At 72.7% G+C, this 21,582-nt stretch carries 23 protein-coding genes; 18 read left to right on the forward strand and 5 right to left on the reverse strand.

The genetic code is table 11. From position 1 onward, the window contains the following. The 10 genes from F9B16_RS32175 to F9B16_RS32220 form a co-directional block, all read left to right on the forward strand. Window positions 1-1,144, forward strand: a 1,144-nt coding sequence (locus F9B16_RS32175) for an ABC transporter substrate-binding protein (protein WP_151543989.1), incomplete at its 5' end; no start/stop codon positions are given. Continuing rightward, complete coding sequence (locus F9B16_RS32180; protein WP_151543990.1) at window positions 1,141-2,124, forward strand: branched-chain amino acid ABC transporter permease; 984 nt, start codon at window positions 1,141-1,143, stop codon at window positions 2,122-2,124. The genes F9B16_RS32175 and F9B16_RS32180, both read left to right, overlap by 4 nt. Continuing rightward, window positions 2,121-3,179 carry a branched-chain amino acid ABC transporter permease gene (locus tag F9B16_RS32185; protein WP_151543991.1) on the forward strand — a complete coding sequence of 353 codons (1,059 nt, stop codon included), beginning with the start codon at window positions 2,121-2,123 and terminating at the stop codon, window positions 3,177-3,179. The genes F9B16_RS32180 and F9B16_RS32185 overlap by 4 nt, the downstream gene beginning before the upstream one ends. Then, window positions 3,176-3,910 (forward strand): ABC transporter ATP-binding protein, encoded by a 735-nt coding sequence (locus tag F9B16_RS32190; RefSeq protein WP_225992131.1) that lies wholly within the window; start codon window positions 3,176-3,178, stop codon window positions 3,908-3,910. Before F9B16_RS32185 ends, F9B16_RS32190 begins: the two co-directional genes overlap by 4 nt. Next, complete coding sequence (locus tag F9B16_RS32195; protein WP_151543993.1) at window positions 3,897-4,598, forward strand: ABC transporter ATP-binding protein; 702 nt, start codon at window positions 3,897-3,899, stop codon at window positions 4,596-4,598. Before F9B16_RS32190 ends, F9B16_RS32195 begins: the two co-directional genes overlap by 14 nt. After that, on the forward strand, window positions 4,595-5,956 hold the full coding sequence (locus tag F9B16_RS32200; RefSeq protein ID WP_225992132.1) for an MmgE/PrpD family protein: 1,362 nt from the start codon (window positions 4,595-4,597) through the stop codon (window positions 5,954-5,956). Before F9B16_RS32195 ends, F9B16_RS32200 begins: the two co-directional genes overlap by 4 nt. Then, window positions 5,956-6,591, forward strand: coding sequence for an aspartate/glutamate racemase family protein (locus F9B16_RS32205; protein ID WP_151543994.1), 636 nt, complete (start codon window positions 5,956-5,958; stop codon window positions 6,589-6,591). The genes F9B16_RS32200 and F9B16_RS32205 overlap by 1 nt, the downstream gene beginning before the upstream one ends. Continuing rightward, on the forward strand, window positions 6,588-7,952 hold the full coding sequence (locus F9B16_RS32210) for an FAD-dependent oxidoreductase (RefSeq protein WP_225992133.1): 1,365 nt from the start codon (window positions 6,588-6,590) through the stop codon (window positions 7,950-7,952). Before F9B16_RS32205 ends, F9B16_RS32210 begins: the two co-directional genes overlap by 4 nt. A gap of 28 nt (window positions 7,953-7,980) precedes the next feature. Further along, on the forward strand, window positions 7,981-9,450 hold the full coding sequence (locus F9B16_RS32215) for a dihydroorotase (protein WP_151543995.1): 1,470 nt from the start codon (window positions 7,981-7,983) through the stop codon (window positions 9,448-9,450). Window positions 9,451-9,470: 20 nt separating this feature from the next. Continuing rightward, the gene (locus F9B16_RS32220) at window positions 9,471-10,247 is read left to right on the forward strand and encodes an IclR family transcriptional regulator (RefSeq protein ID WP_151543996.1); all 777 of its coding nucleotides are present in this window, start codon (window positions 9,471-9,473) and stop codon (window positions 10,245-10,247) included. Here F9B16_RS32220 and F9B16_RS32225 read toward each other — a convergent pair. Beyond that, a complete protein-coding gene (locus F9B16_RS32225; protein WP_151543997.1) occupies window positions 10,219-10,971 on the reverse strand; it encodes a metallophosphoesterase in 753 nt (250 codons plus the stop codon). The two genes, F9B16_RS32220 and F9B16_RS32225, sit on opposite strands and share 29 nt — an antisense overlap. A gap of 46 nt (window positions 10,972-11,017) precedes the next feature. Here F9B16_RS32225 and pdxR point away from each other — a divergent pair, with 46 nt between their 5' ends. Then, window positions 11,018-12,538 (forward strand): MocR-like pyridoxine biosynthesis transcription factor PdxR, encoded by a 1,521-nt coding sequence (pdxR, locus tag F9B16_RS32230; RefSeq protein ID WP_151543998.1) that lies wholly within the window; start codon window positions 11,018-11,020, stop codon window positions 12,536-12,538. A gap of 63 nt (window positions 12,539-12,601) precedes the next feature. Then, on the forward strand, window positions 12,602-13,663 hold the full coding sequence (gene bioB, locus F9B16_RS32235) for a biotin synthase BioB (RefSeq protein ID WP_151543999.1): 1,062 nt from the start codon (window positions 12,602-12,604) through the stop codon (window positions 13,661-13,663). Between the two features lie 18 nt (window positions 13,664-13,681). Here bioB and F9B16_RS32240 read toward each other — a convergent pair whose 3' ends face one another. Further along, window positions 13,682-15,244 carry a GMC oxidoreductase gene (locus tag F9B16_RS32240; RefSeq protein ID WP_151544000.1) on the reverse strand — a complete coding sequence of 521 codons (1,563 nt, stop codon included), beginning with the start codon at window positions 15,242-15,244 and terminating at the stop codon, window positions 13,682-13,684. A 160-nt stretch (window positions 15,245-15,404) separates the two neighbouring features. On the opposite strand from F9B16_RS32240, the gene F9B16_RS32245 reads away from it, so the two are divergent. Further along, window positions 15,405-16,391, forward strand: a complete 987-nt coding sequence (locus tag F9B16_RS32245; RefSeq protein WP_151544001.1) for an aminoglycoside phosphotransferase family protein — start codon at window positions 15,405-15,407, stop codon at window positions 16,389-16,391. Between the two features lie 51 nt (window positions 16,392-16,442). Here the strand turns inward: F9B16_RS32245 and F9B16_RS51360 are convergent, their stop codons facing one another. Further along, entirely contained in the window at window positions 16,443-16,946 is a 504-nt protein-coding gene (locus tag F9B16_RS51360; RefSeq protein WP_151544002.1) for an ATP-binding protein, read from the reverse strand. A gap of 150 nt (window positions 16,947-17,096) precedes the next feature. Here F9B16_RS51360 and F9B16_RS32255 point away from each other — a divergent pair, with 150 nt between their 5' ends. From F9B16_RS32255 to F9B16_RS32270, 4 genes are read left to right on the forward strand one after another with little or no spacing between them, the layout of a single operon-like run. After that, window positions 17,097-17,957 carry a helix-turn-helix domain-containing protein gene (locus F9B16_RS32255; protein WP_151544003.1) on the forward strand — a complete coding sequence of 287 codons (861 nt, stop codon included), beginning with the start codon at window positions 17,097-17,099 and terminating at the stop codon, window positions 17,955-17,957. Then, complete coding sequence (locus tag F9B16_RS32260) at window positions 17,954-18,166, forward strand: DUF397 domain-containing protein (protein ID WP_151544004.1); 213 nt, start codon at window positions 17,954-17,956, stop codon at window positions 18,164-18,166. Before F9B16_RS32255 ends, F9B16_RS32260 begins: the two co-directional genes overlap by 4 nt. After that, entirely contained in the window at window positions 18,163-18,369 is a 207-nt protein-coding gene (locus F9B16_RS32265; protein WP_151544005.1) for a DUF397 domain-containing protein, read from the forward strand. Before F9B16_RS32260 ends, F9B16_RS32265 begins: the two co-directional genes overlap by 4 nt. Then, entirely contained in the window at window positions 18,366-18,572 is a 207-nt protein-coding gene (locus tag F9B16_RS32270) for a DUF397 domain-containing protein (RefSeq protein WP_151544006.1), read from the forward strand. Before F9B16_RS32265 ends, F9B16_RS32270 begins: the two co-directional genes overlap by 4 nt. A 76-nt stretch (window positions 18,573-18,648) precedes the next feature. On the opposite strand, the gene F9B16_RS32275 is transcribed toward F9B16_RS32270, so the two are convergent. Then, window positions 18,649-19,698 carry a LacI family DNA-binding transcriptional regulator gene (locus tag F9B16_RS32275; RefSeq protein ID WP_151544007.1) on the reverse strand — a complete coding sequence of 350 codons (1,050 nt, stop codon included), beginning with the start codon at window positions 19,696-19,698 and terminating at the stop codon, window positions 18,649-18,651. A gap of 37 nt (window positions 19,699-19,735) precedes the next feature. Between F9B16_RS32275 and F9B16_RS32280 the strand changes: the two genes are divergently transcribed. Then, window positions 19,736-20,893 (forward strand): MFS transporter, encoded by a 1,158-nt coding sequence (locus F9B16_RS32280; protein ID WP_192809093.1) that lies wholly within the window; start codon window positions 19,736-19,738, stop codon window positions 20,891-20,893. A gap of 72 nt (window positions 20,894-20,965) precedes the next feature. Here F9B16_RS32280 and F9B16_RS32285 read toward each other — a convergent pair whose 3' ends face one another. Beyond that, window positions 20,966-21,559 (reverse strand): TetR/AcrR family transcriptional regulator, encoded by a 594-nt coding sequence (locus tag F9B16_RS32285; protein WP_151544009.1) that lies wholly within the window; start codon window positions 21,557-21,559, stop codon window positions 20,966-20,968. Window positions 21,560-21,582: the final 23 nt, after the last annotated feature.

A 21,582-nucleotide genomic window follows, 5' to 3' on the forward strand; every position in this document is an offset into this window, starting at 1 on the left:
CCGCGACATCGGCCCGGTGAGGATCGGCGCCCTGCACCCGGTCAGCGGCGCGAACGCGGTCGACGGCCAGCAGATGCGGCGCGGCGCGCAGATGGCCGTCGACGCCATCAACGCCGCCGGCGGCATCACGTCCCTCGGCGGCCGCAAGGTGAAGCTGGAAACCGGCGACACCCAGGGCAAGGCGGAGGTCGGCCAGAGCGAGGCCCAGCGCCTCATCTCCGAGGGCGCGGTCGGCCTCGTCGGCACCTACCAGAGCGCGGTCAGCACGAACGTGTCCGTGGTCGCCGAGCGCAACCGCGTCCCGTTCGTCATGGACGTGACCGCGTCGGACGCGATCTTCTCGCACGGCTACAAGTACTCGTTCCGGGTGCAGCCGGGCAGCGCGGCGATCGCGGGCGCGGCGGCCCGCTACCTCAAGGAGGTCTCCGAGAAGGCGGGCAGGCCCGTCAAGAAGGTGGCGTTCCTGCACGAGCAGACCGACTTCGGCACCGGCGCCGCCGAGGCGTTCGCCAAGGCGGCGAAGAGGCTCGGCATCCAGATGGGCCCGAACATCAGCTACGACGCGGTCACCGCGTCCGACCTCACCGCGCAGATCACCCAGGTCAAGGCGTCCGGCGCGGACGTGCTCGCCGTCGCCGGCTACTACCGCGACGGGCTCCTCGCCGCCAAGGCGATCAACGCGGTGAAGCCGAACCTGAACGCGGTGTGGGGCGTGTCGGACGGCGCGTTCGACCAGCCGAAGTTCGTCAGCGACGTCGGCGCGCTCGGCGAGCGCTACTTCAGCACCAACTACCACTACGACGCGAAGAACCCGGCGACGGTGAAGCTGCGCGCGGAGTACCAGAAGCGGTACGGCGCGCCGATGCGGACCGGCGCCGTCCTCGCCTACGACGCCGTCCAGGTGATCGCGCAGGGCGTGGAGCGGGCGGCGAGCACCGACCCGCAGAAGGTCCGCGCCGCGATCGCGGCGTCGCAGGTGCAGCCGCTGACCGTCGGCACCGGGCCGATCGCCTTCGCGCCGAACGGCGACAACAAGAACGCGCTGCCCGTCCTGATGCAGGTGCAGAACGGGAAGATCAAGCAGGTCTATCCCCAGGACAAGGCCGAATCCCAGCCCAACTACTCGGTGACGTGGCGGCCATGAGCGACACAACTGCGAACTTCCGCGCGGCCGCGCTGAGCGGCCCCCTCCTCAAGCGCGCCGCCCTGACCGGCGGCCTGGTCGCGATCGCCATCGTGGTCGCGCTGCTCCGGTCCGGCAGCGGCCTGGTCGTCTGGCAGTCGGTGGTGACCGGCCTGCTGACCGGCGGCCTCTACGGGCTCGTCGCGATGGGCCTCACGCTGATCTTCGGCGTGCTGGACATCGTCAACTTCGCGCACGGCGCCCTGCTGGCCGTCGCGATGTTCATCGCCTTCGGGGTGGTGCAGGGCACGGGCCTGCACCCCTACCTCACGCTCGTCATCGCGGTGCCCGCGCTGTTCCTGATCGGCGCGGTCGTGCACCGCGGCCTGCTCAGCGGCTCCGGCGGCGCGACGCTGGAGAACCAGCTGCTGATCACCCTCGGGCTGTCGCTGCTGCTGGAGAACGGGCTGCTGATGTTCTTCGGCGCCGAGCCGAAGACCGTCGCGCTGCCCGGCGACTTCCAGTTCTCGCTGTTCGGCGCGGTGGTGACCGGCGGCCGGCTCTACGCGTTCGTCGGCGCGATCCTGATCGGCGCGGTGCTGTTCTACCTGCTGCGCCGCACCCGGTTCGGCACCGCGATCCGCGCGGTCGCGGCGAACGGGCAGGGCGCGGAGCTGGTCGGCGTGAACGTCCGCCGCGTCCACACGCTCACGTTCGCGATCGGGACGGCCTGCGCCGGCGCCGCCGCCGTGCTGGCCGCGCCGCTGGTCACCGTGACGCCGACGCTCGGCGACCAGTTCAACATCACCGCGTTCGTGGTGGTGGTGCTCGGCGGCATGGGCAACGTCGCGGGCGCGCTGGTCGGCGGCCTGCTGATCGGGCTGGTCGAGCAGCTCACCACCATCTACATGGGCGGGCAGAGCTCGCTGCTCGGGGTGTTCGTCGTGTTCCTGGTCGTGCTGTTCCTGCGGCCCGAGGGCCTCTTCGGGAGGAAGTCATGAGCGGCCTGACCATCGCCGGCGGGCGGGAGACGGGCGGTGCGGTCGGTTCCGTCAAGGCGCCGCCGCTGCGCCCGCAGAACCGGCAGCTGATCGTCCTCGCGGTGCTGCTGGTCGTCGCGATCCCGCTGCCGCTGGTGCTGCCGCCCGCGATGGGCGCGGTCGCGGTCCGCATCCTGATCTTCCTGCTGATGGCCATCGGCTGGAACGTGATGAGCGGGTTCGGCGGGATGTTCAGCTTCGGGCACGCGGCGTTCTTCGGGCTCGGCGCCTACACCAGCGCATACCTGCTGGTGAAGCACAACGTGTCGCCGTGGATCGGGATGCTGGCGGGGATGGCGGTCGCCGCCGTCGTCGCCGTGGTCATCGGGTACTTCGCGTTCCGCTACAAGCTGCGCGGCGCCTACTTCGCCCTCGCGACGTTCGCGTTCGCCGAGATGCTCCGGCTGATCGCGACGACGACCGACTTCACCAACAAGGCCGTCGGGTTCAGCGTCCCGCTGATCCAGGGCTCCTCGCTCTGGAAGATCCAGTTCGCCGCGGACTCGCCCGCCTACTTCTGGGTCGCGCTCGCGCTCGCCGGGATCGCCGCGCTGGTCAGCATCCTGTTCCTGCACTCGCGGACGGGACGCTACGTCACCGCCATCCGCGACGACGAGGTCGCGGCCGCCGCGCTCGGCACCCCCGTGATGCGCTACAAGCTCACGACGGTCGCGCTGTCGGCGGCGATCACCGCGGTCGCCGGCGCCTTCTACACGCAGTACTACCTGTTCGTGAACCCGGACCTGGCGTTCGGCTCGTCGGTGTCGATCCAGGCGATCGCCACCGTGGTGATCGGCGGCATCGGCACGATCTGGGGCCCGGTCGTCGGCGCGATCATCCTCGGGTCGCTGTCGGACCTGACGGCGACGCTGCTGCGCACGCCGCCGGACTTCCTGAACTTCCTGCAGGGCCGCAGCGGCCTCGACGTCGCGCTCTACGCGGTCCTGCTGATCCTCATCGTCCGGGTGCTGCCGAAGGGCATCGTCGGCACGATCCAAGCGAGGTGGCGGCGGTGAAGCTGCTGGACGTCGACGGCGTCGGCAAGGACTTCCGGGGGCTGCGCGCCCTGTCGGAGGTCGGGTTCGAGGTGGAGCCGGGGGAGATCCTCGGCATCATCGGCCCGAACGGCGCCGGGAAGACCACCCTGTTCAACGTGATCAGCGGCGCGATCGCGCCCGACACCGGCCGGGTCGTGTTCGGCCGCAAGGACGTCACCGGCGCCGCCCCGCACCGGATCGCCCGCGCCGGCATGGTCCGCACGTTCCAGCTCATGCGCCCGTTCGGGAGCATGAGCGTCCTGGAGAACGTCGGCCTGGCCGCGCAGCACCGCCGGCAGCCGCTGCGCAGGCTGCGCGGTGAGGCGATGGACGTGGTGGAGCGCGTCGGCCTCGGGCCGTGGGCGCACCGTCCCGCGACCGAGCTGCCGACCGCCGGGCTCAAGCGCCTCGAACTGGCCCGCGCCCTCGCGATGCGGCCGAAGGTGCTGCTGCTGGACGAGGTGCTCGCCGGCCTCGTCCCCGCCGAGCGCGAACCCGTCCTCGACCTGCTCGCCGCGCTGCGCGAGGAGGACGGCACGACGCTGCTGTTCATCGAGCACATCATGGCCGCCGTCATGCGGCTGTCGGACCGGGTGCTCGTGCTGGACCAGGGGCGGGTGCTGGCCACCGGCTCCGCCGAGCAGGTCACCTCCGACCCGCGCGTGATCGAGGCCTACCTCGGAGAGGAGCCCGGCGATGCTGAGGATTGACAAGCTCTGCGCCGGCTATGGCCGGATGCAGATCCTGCACGAGATCGACCTGGAGGTCGGCGCGGGCGAGATCGTCGCGCTGGTCGGCGCGAACGGCGCGGGCAAGACGACCACGCTGCGGGCCGTCTGCGGGCAGCTGCGCGCGACGTCCGGGACGATCACGTTCGGCGGCGCGTCCACCGCGGGCCGCCGCCCCGACCAGCTCGTCCGCGACGGGCTCGTCCACGTCCCGGAGGACCGGGCGCTGTTCGGCACGCTCACCGTCGAGGAGAACCTGCGGATGGGCGCCTGGACGCGGCCCGCGGCCGAGGTCGACAAGGACATGCGCGAGGTGTTCGCGCTGTTCCCGGTGCTCGCCGAGCGCCGCTCCACGGTCGCGCAGACGTTCTCCGGTGGGCAGCAGCAGATGCTCGCGATCGGCCGCGCGCTGATGGCCCGCCCGAAGCTGCTGATGCTGGACGAGCCGTCCACCGGCCTGTCGCCCAAGCTCACCTGGGCCGTGCTCGACGCGGTCAAGGCGATCCGCGACACCGGGGTGTCGGTGCTGCTCGTCGAGCAGAACGCCAAGCAGGCGCTCGGCATCGCCGACCGCGCCTACGTGCTGGAGAGCGGCTCGACGGTGCTGCACGGGACGGGCGCCGAGCTGGCCGGATCCGCCGAGGTCAGGAAGGCCTACCTGGGACTGTGAACGAGGAAGCGAAGCAGGCCGCGGAGCGGCTGGGGGAGTGGGCCGCCGGCCTGGACGCCGCGGACGTGCCGCGCCCCGTGCTCGACCGGCTGTCGCTCGTCCTGCTGGACGTCTTCGGGGTGACCGCGCTCGGCGCGGCGCTGGACGAGCAGGCGGCGCTGCGGACGGCGTGGAACGCTCCGGACGGCCCCGCCCCGCTGATCGGTGCGGGCCGGACCGTCACCGTCGACGCCGCCGCCTGGCTGAACGCGATGGCGTTGGTCTCGCTGGAGCTGGACGAGGGCAACAAGTACGCCAAGGGGCATCCGGCGGCGCACGGGTTCCCCGCCGTGCTGGCGCTGGCGGCCGAGCTCGACGCGACGGGCCCGGACACGGCCGCCGCGCTGCTGGCCGCGTACGAGGTCGCGTCGCGGTTCGGGCGCGCGACCTCGCTGCGGCCGGGCGCGCACCCGCACGGGAGCTGGGGAGTCGCGGGCGCCGCCGCCGGATGCGCGCGGCTGCTGGGCCTCGGCCCCGAGGCGACCGCCGCCGCGATCGACAGCGGCGCCGGGCTGCCGATCGCGGGCCACTTCTCGTCCGCGACGGACGGGAACCCGGTCCGGGACGCGTGGATGGGCGCGTCCAACATGTCCGGCCTGGTCGCGGTGCGGATGGCCGCCGCGGGGCTCGCTCGCAACACCGGCACGGCGGGCGGCTCGCTCGGCGACCTGCTCGGCGGGTTCGACGCCGCCGAGCTGACGGACGGGCTCGGCGACCGGTGGGACATCACCCGCGGCTACTTCAAGCGGCACGCGTCCTGCTCGTTCACCCACCCGGCCGCCGACGCGGTGCTGCCGCTGCGCGCGGGCCTCGACCCGTCCCGGATCAGCCGGATCCTCGTCGAGACGCACGCGCTCGGCGCCGGGCTCGGGTCGCCCGAATGGGACAACCGGCTGTCGGCGATGTTCTCCACCCCGTTCGCCGTCGCGACCGCGCTGCTGGACGGCGAGGTCGGGCCGCGCGCCTCCGACGCCGCCCGGCGCGGCGACCCGGCGCTGCGGGACCTCGCCCGCCGCGTCCGCCTCGTCGCGGCCGACGACCTGACCGCACGGCTGCCCGCCGAGCGCGCCGCCCGCGTGACGATCGAGCTGGACGACGGCACGCAGCACACACGGCAGCAGCCCATCCCGGTGGGCGACGCCGACCCCGACCAGCTCACCGAGCCGGACGTGATCCGGATGCTGAAGGCGTGGCTGCCGGGCCGCGCCGCCCTGGTCGACCGCGCCGCCGCGGTCGCCCGCGACCTGCCCGCACTGCGCCGCGCCGGCGGCGCGCTGCGCGGGCTGGCCGACGACACCGCCGAGAAGGAGCCGAGTTGATGCGCGCACTGTCCGTGACGCCGATCCACCTGCCGCCGGAGGAGATCACGCGGCGGCAGGCCCGCTACGACCGGCTCGCCCCGCCCGGCCTGACGATCGAGCTGCACGACGTCGGCGCCGGCGCCCCGGGAACGCTGGATGACGAGGAGTCGATCCGGGTCTCCGAGCGCGAGGTCGCCGCCGCTCTGGCCGCGGCAGGCGAGGGCTGGGACGTCGTCTTCCCCGACTGCGTGCTGGACCCGGCCGTCCCGGACGGGCCGTCTGACCTGGGCGTTCCGGTTCTCGGACTGCTGAAGCTGAGTAGCATGGCGCTTGCTGCGAAGAATGTCCGTTTCGGGGCCGTGGTGCGGAACGAGGCGATCGGCGCGGAGCTGGGCCGCCGCCTCAAGGCCTACGGGCTGGACGCCTACGTCGCCGGGATCGCGGTGCTGGAACTGCCGTTCGACGCCGTCGCCGAGGGCGAGACGTGGAACGCCGCGCTCGGCGCGGCGGTCGGCGCGCTCGCCGCGCAGGGCGCCGCCGCCGTGATCAACGGCTGCTCCGCCGTGGACGTGGAGGAGGGCCGGTTCGCGGCGGAGGTCGTCGACCCGACCGCCCTCGCGCTGCGGGTCCTGGTCGCCGGGAGGGCGTCTTGACCGATATCGATCTCGTCGTGGCGGGCGCCGGCGGCGGCCTCGCCGGGGCGCTGCGCGCCGCCGAGCTGGGCCTGAGCGTGGTCGTCGTGGAGTCCAGCGAGCATTTCCGGCGCGGCAACAACACCTCGATGTCCACGGCGATGTTCCCCGGCGCGGGCTCGCGCTGGCAGGCCGAGCAGGGCGTGGACGACTCGCCCGACCGGTTCGTCGACGACATCATGGCCAAGACCAAGGGCAAGGCCGACGCCCGGCTCGCCCGCACGCTCGCGGAGGTCAGCGCGCCGCTGGTCGAGTGGCTCGCCGACTCGGTGGAGCTGCCGCTCGACCTGGTCACCGACTTCAACTACCCAGGCCACTCGGTCACCCGTTGCCATTCCGTCCCCGGACGGCACGGCTCCAGCGTGATCGACCATCTGGCCCGCCGCGCCCGCGCGCACCCGAACATCGACCTGCTCGTCCCCGCGAAGCTCACCAATGTGAGGGTGGACGGGGACGGGGCCGTCCGCGCGGCCGTCGTCCAGTACCCGGACGGGACGGAGGAGGAGATCCCGACCAGGGCCGTGCTGCTCGCCACCAACGGGTTCGGCGCCGATCAGGACCTCGTCCGCCGCCACCTTCCGGAGATCGCGGACGCCCTCTACCAGGGCAGCGACCAGTCGCTCGGCGACGCGCTGCGGATCGGCGGCGGCCTCGGCGCCGCCACCGGCTACCTGGACGCCTACCAGGGGCACGGCGCCGTCGCGGCGGGCGCGGGCACTCTCGTCGGCTGGGCGACGATCATCCACGGCGCGATCATGGTGGACCTGGAGGGCCGCCGGTTCGGCAACGAGACCCGCGGCTACTCCGAGTACGCCGCGGAGCTGGCCGCCCGTCCCGGCGCGACCGGCTGGATCGTCCTGGACGAGACGATCTTCCATCAGTGCGAGCCGTTCAAGGACTTCCGCGACACCGTCGAGTCGGGCGTGCTGGTCTGGGCCGACGACGCCGACGGCCTCGCCAAGGCCACCGGCCTGCCCGCCGGGGCCCTCGCCGCCGAGCTGGACACCGCCGCGGCCGTCGCGCGCGGCGAGCGGGCCGACGAGCACGGCCGCACGAACTGGGAGCGCCCGCTCGCGTCGCCGTACGCGGCGGTCCGGGTCGTCCCGGCGCTGTTCCACACCCAGGGCGGGCTGATCGTCAACGAGGACGCCGCCGTCGTCGGCCACGACGACCGCCCCATCCCCGGCCTGTACGCGGCGGGCGGCGCGGCGGCCGGGATCTCCGGCCACGGCGCCGACGGCTACCTGCCCGGCAACGGCCTGCTGCCCGCCTTCGGGCTCGCCTACCTCGCGGCCGGCGACGTCGCCCGCCGCCGCAACTGACCACCCCACGACACTGAGGAGAGATGAATTGGCCACGACCGAGCTGCTGCTGAAGAACGTGCGGGTGGTCCGTCCCGACGCCCCCGAGGGTGCCGAGCCCGAGCGCCTCGACATCGCCGTGAACGACGGCACCATCGTCCGCCTTGCGCCCGACCTGCCCGATGACGACGCCGCGAGGGTGGTGGACGGCGGCGGCAAGCTGGCGTTCCCCGGCGTGGTGGACGCGCACCAGCACTGGGGCATCTATAACGAGCTTGCGACCGACACCCGTTCGGAGAGCCGCGCCAGCGCGCAGGGCGGCGTCACGACGTCGCTGACCTACATGCGCACCGGGCAGTACTACCTGAACAAGGGCGGCCCGTACCGCGAGTTCTTCCCCGAGGTGCTGAGCGCGGCGAACGGCAACGCCTACGTCGACTACGCGTTCCACTTGGCGCCGATGATGGCCGAGCACATCGAGGAGATCCCCTACCTCGTCGAGGAGCACGGCGTCACCTCGTTCAAGATCTTCATGTTCTACGGCAGCCACGGGCTGCACGGCCGCTCGACCAGCCAGAGCGAGTTCCTGATGACGCCGCCGGACGAGCGGTACGACATCGCGCACTTCGAGTTCGTCATGCGCGGCATCCAGAAGGCCCGCGAGCAGCTGTCGGACTACGCCGACCACATCTCGCTGTCGCTGCACTGCGAGACCGCCGAGATCATGACGGCGTACACCAAGATGGTCGAGAAGGAGGGCAAGCTCACCGGCCTGCGCGCCTACAGCGCGTCGCGCCCGCCGCACTCGGAGGGCCTGGCGGTCACGATCGCCTCCTACCTCGCGCACGAGACCGGTCTGCCGAACATCAACCTGCTGCACCTGTCGTCGGAGAAGGCGCTGTCGGCGGCGCTGACCATGGCGTCGGCGTTCCCGCACATCGACTTCCGTCGCGAGGTCACCATCGGGCACCTGCTCGCCGACGTCGACACCGCGCACGGCCTGGGCGGCAAGGTCAACCCGCCGCTGCGCGACCGCGAGGACGTCGAGGCGCTCTGGCGGTACGTCCTCGCCGGCGAGGTCGACTGGGTCGTCAGCGACCACGCCTGCTGCCGCGACGAGATGAAGTTCGGCGCCGACCGCGACGACATCTTCCTGGCCAAGTCCGGGTTCGGCGGCGCCGAGTACCTGCTGCCCGGCCTGGTCGGCGAGGGCGTCAAGCGCGGCCTGCCGCTGCAGCGCGTCGCGCAGCTGACCTCGTGGAACCCGGCCTGCCGCTACGGCCTGCTCACCAAGGGCACCATCGCGGAGGGCTACGACGCCGACATCGCGCTGGTCGACCCGGACGTGTCCTGGACGGTCCGCGCCGCCGACTCCGAGTCCGCGCAGGAGTACACCCCGTTCGAGGGCTTCCCGATGACCGCGAAGGTCACCGACACCTTCGTGCGCGGCAACCACGTGTACTCCGACGGCAAGGTGCTCGGCGACCCGGTCGGCAAGTACCTGCGGCGCGGCCGCTGACGGCTCCCTAGGATCATCGGGTGACCAACCAGACCGCGGAACGGCAGTCGTCCGGCACCGAGGTGGCCGGCCGCGTCGCCGACGTGCTGCTGCTGTTCGCCGGAGGGCCGCAGTACCTCGGCGTCAGCGCGATCAGCCGGGAGCTCGGCATCTCCAAGGCCGTCGTGCACCGCATCCTGCAGTCGCTGGTGTCGCGGGAGATGCTGGAGGCCGACCCCGGCGGGTACCGGCTCGGGCCCGCCGCCGTCGCGCTCGGCGTCAGCGCGCTGCGCCGGTTCAACGTCCGCAACGCCGCCGCGCCGGTGCTGCGCCGGCTGCGCGACGAGACCGGCGAGACGACGACGCTGTCCGGGCTCGTCGCCGACGAGCGGGTCTACCTCGACCAGTTCGAGAGCCCGCACGAGGTCAAGATGACCGTCGAGGTCGGCCGCCGGTTCCCGCTGCACGCGGGCTCCTCGGGCAAGGTGATCCTCGCCTTCCTGCCCGAGGAGCGCCGCGAGGCGCTGCTGGCGCGCCCGCTGGCCGCGCTGACGCCGGGGACCGTCACCGACGTGGCGGCGCTGCGCGCCCAGCTCGCCGAGACGGCCCGCGACGGCGTCGGCGTCTCGCTGGGGGAGCGGCAGGCCGACGCCGGCTCGGTCGCCGCGCCGCTGTTCGGCCCGGACGGCGAGGTGCACGGCTCGATCAGCGTCTGCGGCCCCCGGCACCGCTTCACCCCGGAGGCCGTCGACCGGTACCGGGCGCTGGTCCGCGACGCCGCCGAGGAGATCACGCGGACGTGGACGACCCACCGGTGACCGCCCGGTAGTGGGTCGTGAGGCGCCGCTCGTCGTCCAGCGTGTGGAACGCGACGCCGGGTGGCGCCTCGTAGTCGGCGACCGGGCCGTCCTGCCCGGGGAGCCGGATCGTGGAGACGACCCCCGGCGCCACCAGCAGCGGGCGTCCGGCGAACGTGGTGGCCGCGGCCGTGTGCGCGTGCCCGCACAGCACGGCCACCACCTGCGGGTGCCGGTCGAGCACGGCGGCGAGCCGGTCCTCCCCGAACAGCCGGATCCCGTCGACGTACGGGACGCCGAGCGTCACCGGCGGGTGGTGGAAGCAGACGAACGCGGGGGCTTCGGGACGTTCGCCGAGCACGCCGTCCAGCCAGTCGAGGGTCGCGTCGGCGAGGAACCCGTGGTCCTCCCCGGGGACGGACGAGTCGCACATGGCGAAGACCGTGCCCCCGACCTCGTGTACCCGGTCGACCGGAGCGCTCGACGGCTCCTCGCCGAGCAGCGCCTTCCGGAACGGCTCCCGCTTGTCGTGGTTGCCGGGGCAGGTCAGCACGGGGTGCGGCGACCGGAGGACCTCGCGGGCCTCCTCGTACTCGGCGGGCGCGCCGTGGTCGGCGATGTCCCCGGTGACGAGGACGGCGTCGAGCGGCAGGCCGTCCAGGTGGCGCATGACGCGGCGGGCGCGTTCGTTGGCGCGCTCCCCGCCGTCGAGATGGGTGTCGCTGAGCTGCGCGAAAGTGAGCATGCCGCGAATCTAGGGCGCGACCGGACCAACCTTAAGATCCAGTTCCATGGCGAAAGACTGGACCAGTTCGGGCGTCGACCTGCATCTGGAGCTCGACCCGTCCGGCGGGCGGCGGGACGCCCTCGAGCGCGCCCTCCGCGACGCGGTCCGGACGGGGCGCCTCGTGCCGGGTGCGGTCGTCCCGTCGACGCGCGCCCTCGCCGCCCAGCTCGGGGTGTCGCGCGGCACGGTGACGGCCGCCTACGACCAGCTGATCGCCGAGGGCTACCTGACGGCCCGCCAGGGCGCCGCGACCCGCGTCGCCGAGATCCACCCCGCCGAGATCCGCCCCGCCGAGGTTCACTCCGCCGCGCCCGAGCCGACCGCGTCCGGGAAAGCCGTGCTTGGGAAGATCGGCCCTGGGAAGCTCGCGCCCGAGCCGCCCGCGCAGGCCCCGTCCGGCGGGCCTGTCTGGGCGGGCTCGTGGGCGACCGCCGGGACGGTCGCGCACGACCTGCGGCCCGGGCGTCCCGACCTCGGCACGTTCCCCGCGTCGGCCTGGCTGCGCTCGACGCGCCGGGTGCTGACCACGGCGGGCCCGGAGGTGCACGCGCTCAGCGACCCGCGCGGGCGGCCCGAGCTGCGCGCCGCCCTCGCCGGCTACCTGCGGCGCGTCCGGGGCGTGGACGCCGACCCCGGCCGGATCGTGATCACCTCCGGGTACGCGCAGGGCCTCGGCCTGCTCGCGCGGGTCCTCGGTGAGGCCGGGACGTCCGCGGTCGCGATGGAGGAGCCCGGCCACCCGTACCACCGCATGATCGTCGCCCGGGCCGGGCTCCGGGTCGTCCCGCTGCCGGTGGACGACCTCGGAGCCCGCACCGACCTGCCCATGGACGCCGGCGCATTGGTGCTCACCCCGGCGCACCAGTACCCGTCCGGCGCCACGCTCGCCCCGGAACGCCGCCGCGCCGCGGCCGCATGGGCGCGCGAGACCGGCGGGCTCGTCGTCGAGGACGACTATGACGGCGAGTTCCGCTACGACCGCCAGCCCGTCGGCTCCCTCCAGGGCACGGCGCCCGGCCACGTCGTCTACGCGGGCACCGCGTCCAAGACCCTCGCCCCGGCGCTGCGGCTGGCTTGGCTGGTGCTGCCCGCCCCGCTGGTAGAGCCCGTCGCGGAGGCCAAGCGCCTCGCCGACGCGCACACCCCCTCGCTCGGGCAGCTCGTCCTCGCCGACCTGATCACCGGGCACGCCTACGACCGGCACGTGCGCGCCGCCCGGCTGCGGTACCGGCGCCGCCGGGACGCGCTGGTCGAGGCGCTGCGGCGGCGGGCGCCGCACGTCCGGGTGCTGGGCGTCGCGGCCGGGCTGCACGCCCTCGCCCTGCTCCCGGACGACGGCCCCGGCGAGGACGAGATCATGGCGCGGGCGGCGGCGCGCGGCCTCGCGCTGCAGCCGCTCGGCGAGTTCTGGCAGCGGCCGGACGGGCGCCCGCCCGGCCTCGTCGTCGGCTACAGCACCCCGCTCCAGTCCGGCTACCCCGCGGCGCTCGACGCGCTCTGCTCGGTCCTGCGGTACAAAGCCTGATCGGTCCGGTTTGTCGGACCTGCTCATCAACACCGCGGGGGCCTTCTGCAAGGATCGTCTGTCATGAGCCTTCTCGAGACCCTGGCCGGCAAGGGACTGCGGCGCGAGCCGCCGACGCGGGACGAGGCGCTGGCGGTGCTGGCGACGTCCGACGACGACATCCTCGACGTGGTGGCCGCCGCCGGCCGCGTCCGCCGGCACTGGTTCGGCCGCCGGGTCAAGCTGAACTACCTGGTCAACCTCAAGTCCGGGCTGTGCCCCGAGGACTGCTCGTACTGCTCGCAGCGGCTCGGCTCCCAGGCCGACGTCCTCAAGTACACCTGGCTGAAGCCCGAGGAGGCCGCCGACGCCGCCGCCGCGGGGATGGCGGCGGGTGCCAAGCGCGTCTGCCTGGTCGCCAGCGGCCGCGGCCCGTCCGACCGCGACGTCGAGCGCGTCGCCGACACCATCGCCGCCATCAAGGAGCGCGGCGACGTGGAGATCTGCGCCTGCCTCGGCCTGCTTCGCGACGGCCAGGGCGAGCGGCTCGCCAAGGCCGGCGCCCACGCCTACAACCACAACCTCAACACCTCGGAGGGCGTGTACGGCGACATCTGCACCACCCACGACTTCAGCGACCGGCAGGACACCGTCCAGAAGTCCAAGGACGCGGGCCTGTCCCCGTGCTCCGGCCTGATCGCCGGGATGGGGGAGACCGACGAGGACCTCGTCGACGTCGCGTTCGCGCTCCGCGACCTCGACGTGGACTCGGTCCCCGTCAACTTCCTCATTCCGTTCGACGGCACCCCGCTCGCCGAGCGGTGGGCGCTCACCCCGCAGCGCTGCCTGCGCATCCTCGCGATGGTCCGGTTCGTCCACCCGGACGCGGAGGTCCGGCTCGCCGGCGGCCGCGAGATCCACCTGCGCAGCCTGCAGCCGCTCGCCCTGCACGTCGTCAACTCGATCTTCCTCGGCGACTACCTGACCAGCGAGGGCCAGGCCGGCAAGGCGGACCTGGAGATGATCGAGGACCTCGGCTTCGAGGTGGAGGGCGCCGAGACGCCCAGCATGCCCGAGCACCGCCGCGCCGAGACGGTGTCCGTCCGCCGCCGCGGCGCCGGCACGGCGCTCCCGCCGAACGCCTGACCGGGACCCCGGGCGGCGTCAGCCGGCCTTGGCGATGATGTCGGCGATGCCGCGCTCCGCGAGCGCGGCGATCGTGAACGACGGATTCGCGCCGCCGACGCTGCCCGGGATCATCGACCCGTCCAGCGCGTACAGGCCCTTATAGCCCTTCATCCGCCCGTACAGGTCGGACGACCTGCCGAGCACGCAGCCGCCCAGCGGATGCGCGGTCAGCGTCGCCGGCCACCGCACCGAGATCGGGATGGCGTCGGAATTGGCGTGCATCACCTTGTTCACCCAGTCCGACGCCGACTTCGCCGCCGCGTCCGCCTTGCCCGCGAAGTCGGACAGCTTCACCGTCTTGCTCGCCCTGTCGTAACCGAACGTCGCGCGGTTCTCCAGATCGGCGGTCATCACGAGGGTCTGGACGATCGGCAGCCCCTGCGCCTCGATGAGCTGCCAGCTCTCCACCCGCATCGGCAGCTCGAACTCCCCGTCCACGAAGAACGTGGACGCGCTCGGCGACCCCTGGCTCGGCCCCGCCGGGCCCGCGTAGCTGTACCCCACGTACTGGTCGCCGTTGTCGCCGAACCCCGTCCCCACCGACGCGTCGAGGTCGGGCAGCGCGCCCGTCTCCCGTGCCGCGACCAGCAGCCGGTTGGTGTTGAGCGTCCCGGCGCACAGGAAGAGCAGGTCGCAGGTGTACTCGACGGTGTCGAGCGTCTTGCCCGCGGTGTCGAGATGCCGGACGGCCAGCCGATACCTGCCGTCCGTCCCGATCCCGATCGACTGCACCTCGCTCATCGTCTGGAACTGCACCTTGCCCGTGGCCTTCGCCGCCGGGATGTAGTTCACCGTGAGGCTGTTCTTCGCGCCGTCACTGCACCCGAAATCCGTCTCGCCCGCGATGGCGGACGGCCGCACCGTCCCGGCGAGCTCCTTCCGGACGACGTCCCAGTTGAACATCGACATGAGCTTCTCGGACGTGTAGCCCGCCTTCGCGACGTGCTGGTCCCACACCCGCGAATGCGTGAACGGCGCCGACCCGTAGACGTCGTCCGGCATCACGCTCGGCTTCAGCACCGACTGCACCTTCGGGTACCACTTCGACGTCATCTCCTGATAGGTGATGTCCGCAGGGAACAGCTTCTCGAAGTACTTCTGCGGCGGCGCCACCGTCGCGCACGTGTACACCAGCGACCCGCCGCCGAGCCCCGCCCCGCACGCGATGTTGAGGTTCTTCTCGTTCGACACCTCCATGACGCCCGCGTACGGCGTCATCGGGAACGGCAGCACCATCGGCCAGTCCGCGTAATTGCGGAACCAGAACATCTTCTCGCTGTAGTTCAGCTGCGACCCGAACACCGCCTTCTGCGGGTCCGTCGCCCATTCCTGGCCGCGCTCCAGGACGAGCGTGTCCACGCCGGCCTGCCCGAGCCGGTACGCGCTGATCGACCCGCCGAACCCGGAGCCGACCACGATCGCCTTGTAGTCCGTCCTTTCGGCGGCGGACGCCGGGCGCCCCAGCGCCCCGCCCAGCGCGACGGCCAGCCCGCTCCCGGCGGACACCTGCAGGAATGAACGGCGACTGAGCGTGCTCATGGGACGACCTCCGGCCTCGGGGTGGTTGCCGGAAACTGTCGCCCACGCCTGCGCGGCACGTAATGAAGCCTGTGACCAACTTCACGGCGCGCCTTTGTCAGCCGGCTGACAGAACGGAAATCCGTTGCGCTCGAACCCGCAGCGTCGGCAGCATGCGGGAATGGTCCCGTCCCTCGACGCCACGCCCGCCGTCCCGCCGCCCGCCGCCGGTGAGCGCCTGCCCTGGACGGCCGTCCCCGCCGTCCTGCGCGCCGCCGTCGAGGACGCCCTCGGCGGGCGCGTCGCCGAGGCCGCCACCCAGCGCGGCGGGTTCTCCCCGGGCGTCGCCGCCCGGCTGCGCCTCGCGGACGGCCGCCGCGCCTTCGTCAAGGCCGTCGGGCCGACGCCGAACCCCGACAGCCCCGGCATCCACCGGTCCGAGGCGTCGATCGCTGCCGCGCTGCCCGCCCACGCGCCCACGCCCGCGTTCCTCGGGTCGTTCGACCGCGACGGCTGGGTGGTCCTGCTGTTCGAGGACATCGACGGCGCGCCCCCGGCCCAGCCCTGGAACCGCACGGAACTGGACCGTGTCCTGGCCTCCGTTTCCGACCTGTCCCGAATCCTGACACCCGCGCCCGCCCAGGCCCCGTCGGCCGAGTCGCGGTTCGCCGACGAGTTCCGCGGATGGCGCCTCCTCGCCGACGCGCACCGCCGGGGCGAGGACGACCTGACCGGCCTCGACCCGTGGGCCGCCCGCCACCTGCCGCGGCTGGCGGCCCGCGAGCCCGGCTGGCCCGCCGCCGTGAACGGCACCACCCTCGCCCACGCCGACCTGCGAGCCGACAACCTCCTCCTCACACCGGACCGGGTGGTCGTCGTCGACTGGCCCTGGGCCTGCACCGCCGCGCCCTGGTTCGACCTGCTCCTGCTCCTGCCCAGCGTGCGCATGCAAGGCGGCCCGCCCTGCGAGGAACTCTTCGCCGCCCATCCCCTCGCCCGGGACGCCGATCCCGACGCGGTGACGACCGCCCTCATCGCCTGGGCCGGCTTCCTCGTCCGGCAGGGCCGCCAACCGCCCCCGCCGGGCCTGCCCACCCTCCGCGCCTTCCAGACCGCCCAAGGCGTCGCCGCCCTGGAATGGCTCCAGACGAGAATCGACCACCCGTAGCGCTCACGTGACGTCTCCCGAGCAATCGCAGCAGGATGCGCAGCGCGTCCGCTAGCTGGACGGCCTGCTCGCGCCCAATGACGGGAAGTCGGCCCAGACGGTGGTGCCGGAGCCGTCGGGGCGGTGGCCCCACGCCTTCGCGAGCGCGGCGACGATGTGCAGCCCGCGCCCGCTCTCGCCGCCTGGATCCGTCCGCACGACGGGCCGCGCGCCGTCCGCGCCGTCATCGGTCACCTCGGCGCGCAGCACCCCGCGTCCCGCCCACAGCGCGATCGTGATCTTCCCGCCCTTCCCGGACGCGGTGTGCCGGATCCCGTTCGCCGCCAGCTCGTCCACCACCAGCGCCATGTCCGCGAGCAATCCCGACCCCGGGGAGATGTGCCCGGGAACCAGCGTGTCCCGCAGAAAAAGCCGAGCATAAGGGACGGAACGGTCAACTCCGGGAAGCGTGAGCGCCCCCAGAAGCTCCATGCCGTTCCCTGTGCCCGTCCACACATATCGAGCCTTGCCGGATGCCATCGCGTCCTCCCTCTCTACGACACCCGCAAGAGTCATGGCCGGCCCGCCCACTCAACAACATGCTTCTGGCAGATGAGAGGTATTCGTAGGGCCGCCCATAGAGAAGGTGAACATGCGAAGAACGAATATTTCTAACTTCTCGCCGGAGGGAGGTGATCATGTACGCAGTGTGACAACGTGCGGGTCATGGGATACGACCGGCAGACCTACCGCCGCCGGAAGATCGGCGACTCGCTGCGCATGTTCCGGGAAAGCCTTGGCCTGACCCAGACCGCCGCGTGCCGACTCCTCGACCGCTCTCAGGCCTCGCTCAGCGCTTACGAGAACGGCCATCGCGCCATTCGTCCCCGCGACCTCAAACACATTCTGGACGTTTACGGCGTCACGGACGCCCTCGTGCGCAGCAGGCTCCTCTCCCTCGCCGCCCAGGGCCGCCAGGACGGCTGGTGGCACGACTTCGACGAGCGCCTCGCCCCCGGCGTCGTCGACTTCGCCTCCCTGGAAGCCGACGCGTTGTACATCTGCAGCTTCGCGCCACAAGTGGTGCACGGGCTGATGCAGTGCGACGACTACGCCAGCGTGGTGATCGGCGGCTCGGGGACCGCGCTTCGGCGTACTCCCCAAGAGATCGAGACCGACATCAGGTTTCGCCTCCACCGCCAGAAGATTCACGATCTCCCGCAGCCTCCCAAGATCGTCATCGTGCTCGGAGAGGCGGCGCTCCGGCAGCGCATGGGCGGTCGGCGCGTCATGCGCGACCAGATGATCAAGCTATTGGAGATGGGCGGGCGTGCCCATATCGAACTCCAGGTCCTTCCCTTCGCCGTTGAGAGTCATCCCGGCCTGGACGGTGCATTCACCATCATGGGAGTAGGCCCGGAAGGACTGCTCGAGGTGGTGACCCTTCACAGCATGACTCGGACGTGGTATGTGGACGAGCCGTCAGACGTCGATCACTACAGGAGAACGTTCGACCTTCTCCGCGAAATCGCACTTCCTGAAAGTGATTCCCGTGAGCTGATCGAACAGATAGTCTCCGAACTATGACTGAGCAGACTCCTTACACCGTCCAATGGCGGACCAGCAGCTACAGCGGTGGTTCTGGTACCGAATGTGTGCAGGTGGGTCTTGTGGAGCCGAGGCGCACCATCGCGACGCGGGATTCGAAAGACCCGTCCGGGCCCGTGCTGGCGTTCACGCCGGGGGAGTGGCAGACGTTCCTCGCCGACGTCAAGCGCGGGGTATATGACGCGTGAGTGAGCGGAGCTTTGCCGGTGCTGGTTGGCGGACCAGTAGTCACAGTTCGGGTCAGGGAACCCAGTGTGTCGAGGTCGCCTGCTTGCCTCAGAGCGTCGCGGCGCGCAACTCGAAGGATCCGTCCGGGCCGGTGTTGACGTTCAGCCCGGGGGAGTGGCGGGCGTTCCTGGCTGACGTCAAGCGCGGGGCTCACGACCTATGAGCGGGCAGGAGACGTCCGCAGTGCGGTGGCGGACCAGCAGTCATAGTTCCGGGCAGGGCACCGAGTGCGTGCAGGTCGCGAGCGTGACGCAGCGCGTTGTGGCGCGGGACTCGAAGGATTCGGCGGGGCCGGTGCTGGCTTTCAGCTTGACGGCGTGGGCGGCGTTTCTCGGTGACGTCAAGCGTGGGCTTTACGGCGCGTAGGCGGACGTGAGGCGCCTGCGGAGCGCGGGGGCGGTCTGGCTGGCGGGTGCCGCTGCGTCCCGGGCCAGGGCGTCGGTCAGGGGCGGGTGCTGGTGCGGGGGACGAGGGACCACTCGGCGGCGTGTGCGTCGGGGGTTTCGCCCAGTGCGGCGCGGGCGCAGGCGGCGCCCTGGTCGCGGAGCGACTGCGCGACGGTCGTCAGGCCCAGCTGTTCCGCCACGGCAGCGTCGTCCCACCCGGTCACCGCCACGTCGCCGGGGACGGCGCGGCCCGCGGCGCGGACGGCGTGGACGACCCCGGCCGCCTGCTGGTCGCTCATCGCGGCGATCGCATCGGGCGGCTCGGGGGCGGTCAAGAGGGCTGCCGTTAGCCGTTCGGCCTCGGCCGTGTCATTGCGCGCGCACACGGCGACCGTCACGTCGCGCCAGGCGATGCCGGCGTCCTCGGCCGCGAGCCGGTAGCCCTCCAGCCGCTCGCGCGTCACCGGGAACAGGACGTCCGCCGGATCGATGCCCGTGGTGATCGTGCTGATCCGGTCCCGGGAGAGCGGAAAGCTCACCACGGCCGGACGTTCCGCGCCCGCGAACGCGAGAGCGCCCACCGCGCGGGCCGCCGCGCGGTTGTCGATGCCGACCAGCCCGAGCCCGGCGACCTCGGGACCTCCGTGGACCACGGCGGGACGCTTCACGGCCCGAACTGCCGACAGGACCGGGTCATCGTCAGACGTGGTCCAGACGACGAACCCGTCGACGGCGGCCTCGGTCACGCGTCGGCCGTCATCGGCGGCGCCCGTGATCGGCAGGATCGTCATGCCGTACCCGCGGTCCGCGCAGACGTCGGCGATGCCCGCCAGGAAGGACGCCGCCTCCGGGTCCTCGAAGGCGTAGCTCAGATGCTCGCCCATGACGACGCCGAGCGTGCGTGTGCTGCCTCGGCGCAGCGACCGGGCGCTCGGGTCGGGACCGGCGTACCCCAGCCGCTCGGCGGCGTCGAGCACCTTCGACCGGGCCCGGTCCGACACGCGCTCCGGCCGGTTGTAGGCGTACGAGGCGGTCATGACCGACACGCCGGCCAGCTCGGCCACCTGCGCGAGCGTCACCCGCTTCGAATCCGCGGACGATTCCATGGCGACCACCCTAGCGAAGCTGTGTATCGTTACACATATGTCGGATATGCCGGTTCGGTCGCCGCGCCGCCTGATCGTTTCGGCGATCGTGGCCTTCGCGGCGTTCGGTGCGTTCTGGGGCGTGTGGGGCGCCTCCGTGCCGCGGGTGCGGGAGCAGGCCGGCCTCGACGACGGACGGCTCGGCTTCGCGCTGCTGTTCGTCGGCGCGGGCGCCCTCCCGGCGATGCTGCTGATGGGCCGGGCGCTCGATCGCTGGGGACCGCGGGTCGCGGGCGCGGCCATCGCCGCCCTCGGCTGCGCCGGCGCCGCGATGGTCCTGACCGCGGTGAACCTGGCGGCCCTGTGCGCGGGGCTGGCCGTCGTCGGCGCGACCAGCGGGGCGGCGGACGTGGCGATGAACGCGGTCGCGGGCCGCGCGGAGCGGATCGCCGGGCGTCCCGTCATCACCCGCGCCCACGGCGTCTTCTCAGGTCTGGTGGTCCTCGCGAGCCTCGCCACCGGGTCGGCCGCATCGTTGCCGGTCGCGGTCCCGTTCGCGGCCGTGGCCGTCGTCTCTCTGATGGCCGGCGGCGCCTTGTTCAAGGCGCTGGACGACGCCGGTCGAACGCGCGAGCACGTACCGGAGGCGGCTCCGACCGGGCGGGGCCGGATCGTCCCGTTCGTGCTCATCGGGACGCTGGGCGCGCTCGGATTCGCCGGGGAGAACGCCCACCAGAGCTGGAGCGCGGTCTTCGCCCACGACGAACTCCATTCGGGCGGCGGGCTCAGCGCCGTCGCGCCCGCCGTGTTCGCCGGCGTTGTCGCGGTCACCCGCTTCGCCGCCGGCGGACTCGGGGCGGCTCATGCCCGCGCCGTTCTCCTCGGCGGCGCGACGGCCGCGGCGGCCGGCGCGGCCCTCATCGCGGTGGCGCCGACGCTGCTTGTCGCGGGGGCGGGCCTCGCGGTGGCCGCCGCCGGGACGGCGGTGCTGTTCCCGACGCTGCTCGGCATCGTGTCCCGCAACGTCGAGGAGTCCCGCCGGGGCCGCGCGACCTCCGTCGTCACGACCGTGTCCTACCTCGGGTTCCTCCTCGGCCCGGTCTACGTCGGGCTGTGGGCCGATGCCGTCGGGCTGCGCGGAGCCATGCTCGCGATCGCGGCCCTGGCCGCCGCCCTGCTCGTCCTCACCCCGGGCTGCTGCGCGCGAGCGGCCTGACCCGCCCCCCGGATCGTCCGGTTGTGGCGTGTCGCCCTCATGCGGTCCCGCAGAAGGGCAACACGCCATAGCTCAACGGTCGCGGGCGACGCCGGCGATGGTCGTGGTGACGACCTTGCGGACCGCCTCGGCGTCCGGGCGGGGGCCGGTGCGGTCGGCGAAGACCAGGTGTCCCGCGCCGACCAGCATCGGGGCGAGCGTGTCGATGTCGGCGTCGGCGGCGATGCGGCCGAGGTCGCGTTCGGCGGCGAGGTAGGAGGCGATCATCGCGGTCGCCTCGGACGCCAGCGGGACCCCGGTGGGGCGGGTCGCGCGGAGCTTCGCGCGCAGCTCGTCCCGCGAGGTGATGAGGGCGACGATGGCCACCGCGACCGACTCGAACACGGTGGTCAGGGCCTCGGCGAGGTTGCCGGTGACGGTCCCGGTCCCGGCCGACGCGCACAGCGCCGCCTCCTGCGCCTCGACGCGGGCGATGCGGTCCTCGACGAGCTCGGCGAGGAAGGTGTCGAAGTCGTCGAAGTGCCGGTGCAGCACGCCCTTGGCGCAGCCGGCCTCGGTGGTGACGGCCCGGCTGGTCAGCGCGTTCGGCCCGTCGCGGAGCAGGATGCGCTCGGCGGCGTCGAACAGCTGCTGGCGCGCGTCCCGCAGGGCCACTCCGGTCGGCACAGTGCACCTCTCCCTCCGTGCGC

The sequence above is a fragment of the Actinomadura montaniterrae genome (genome assembly GCF_008923365.1).
Taxonomy (GTDB): Bacteria; Actinomycetota; Actinomycetes; order Streptosporangiales; family Streptosporangiaceae; genus Spirillospora; species Spirillospora montaniterrae.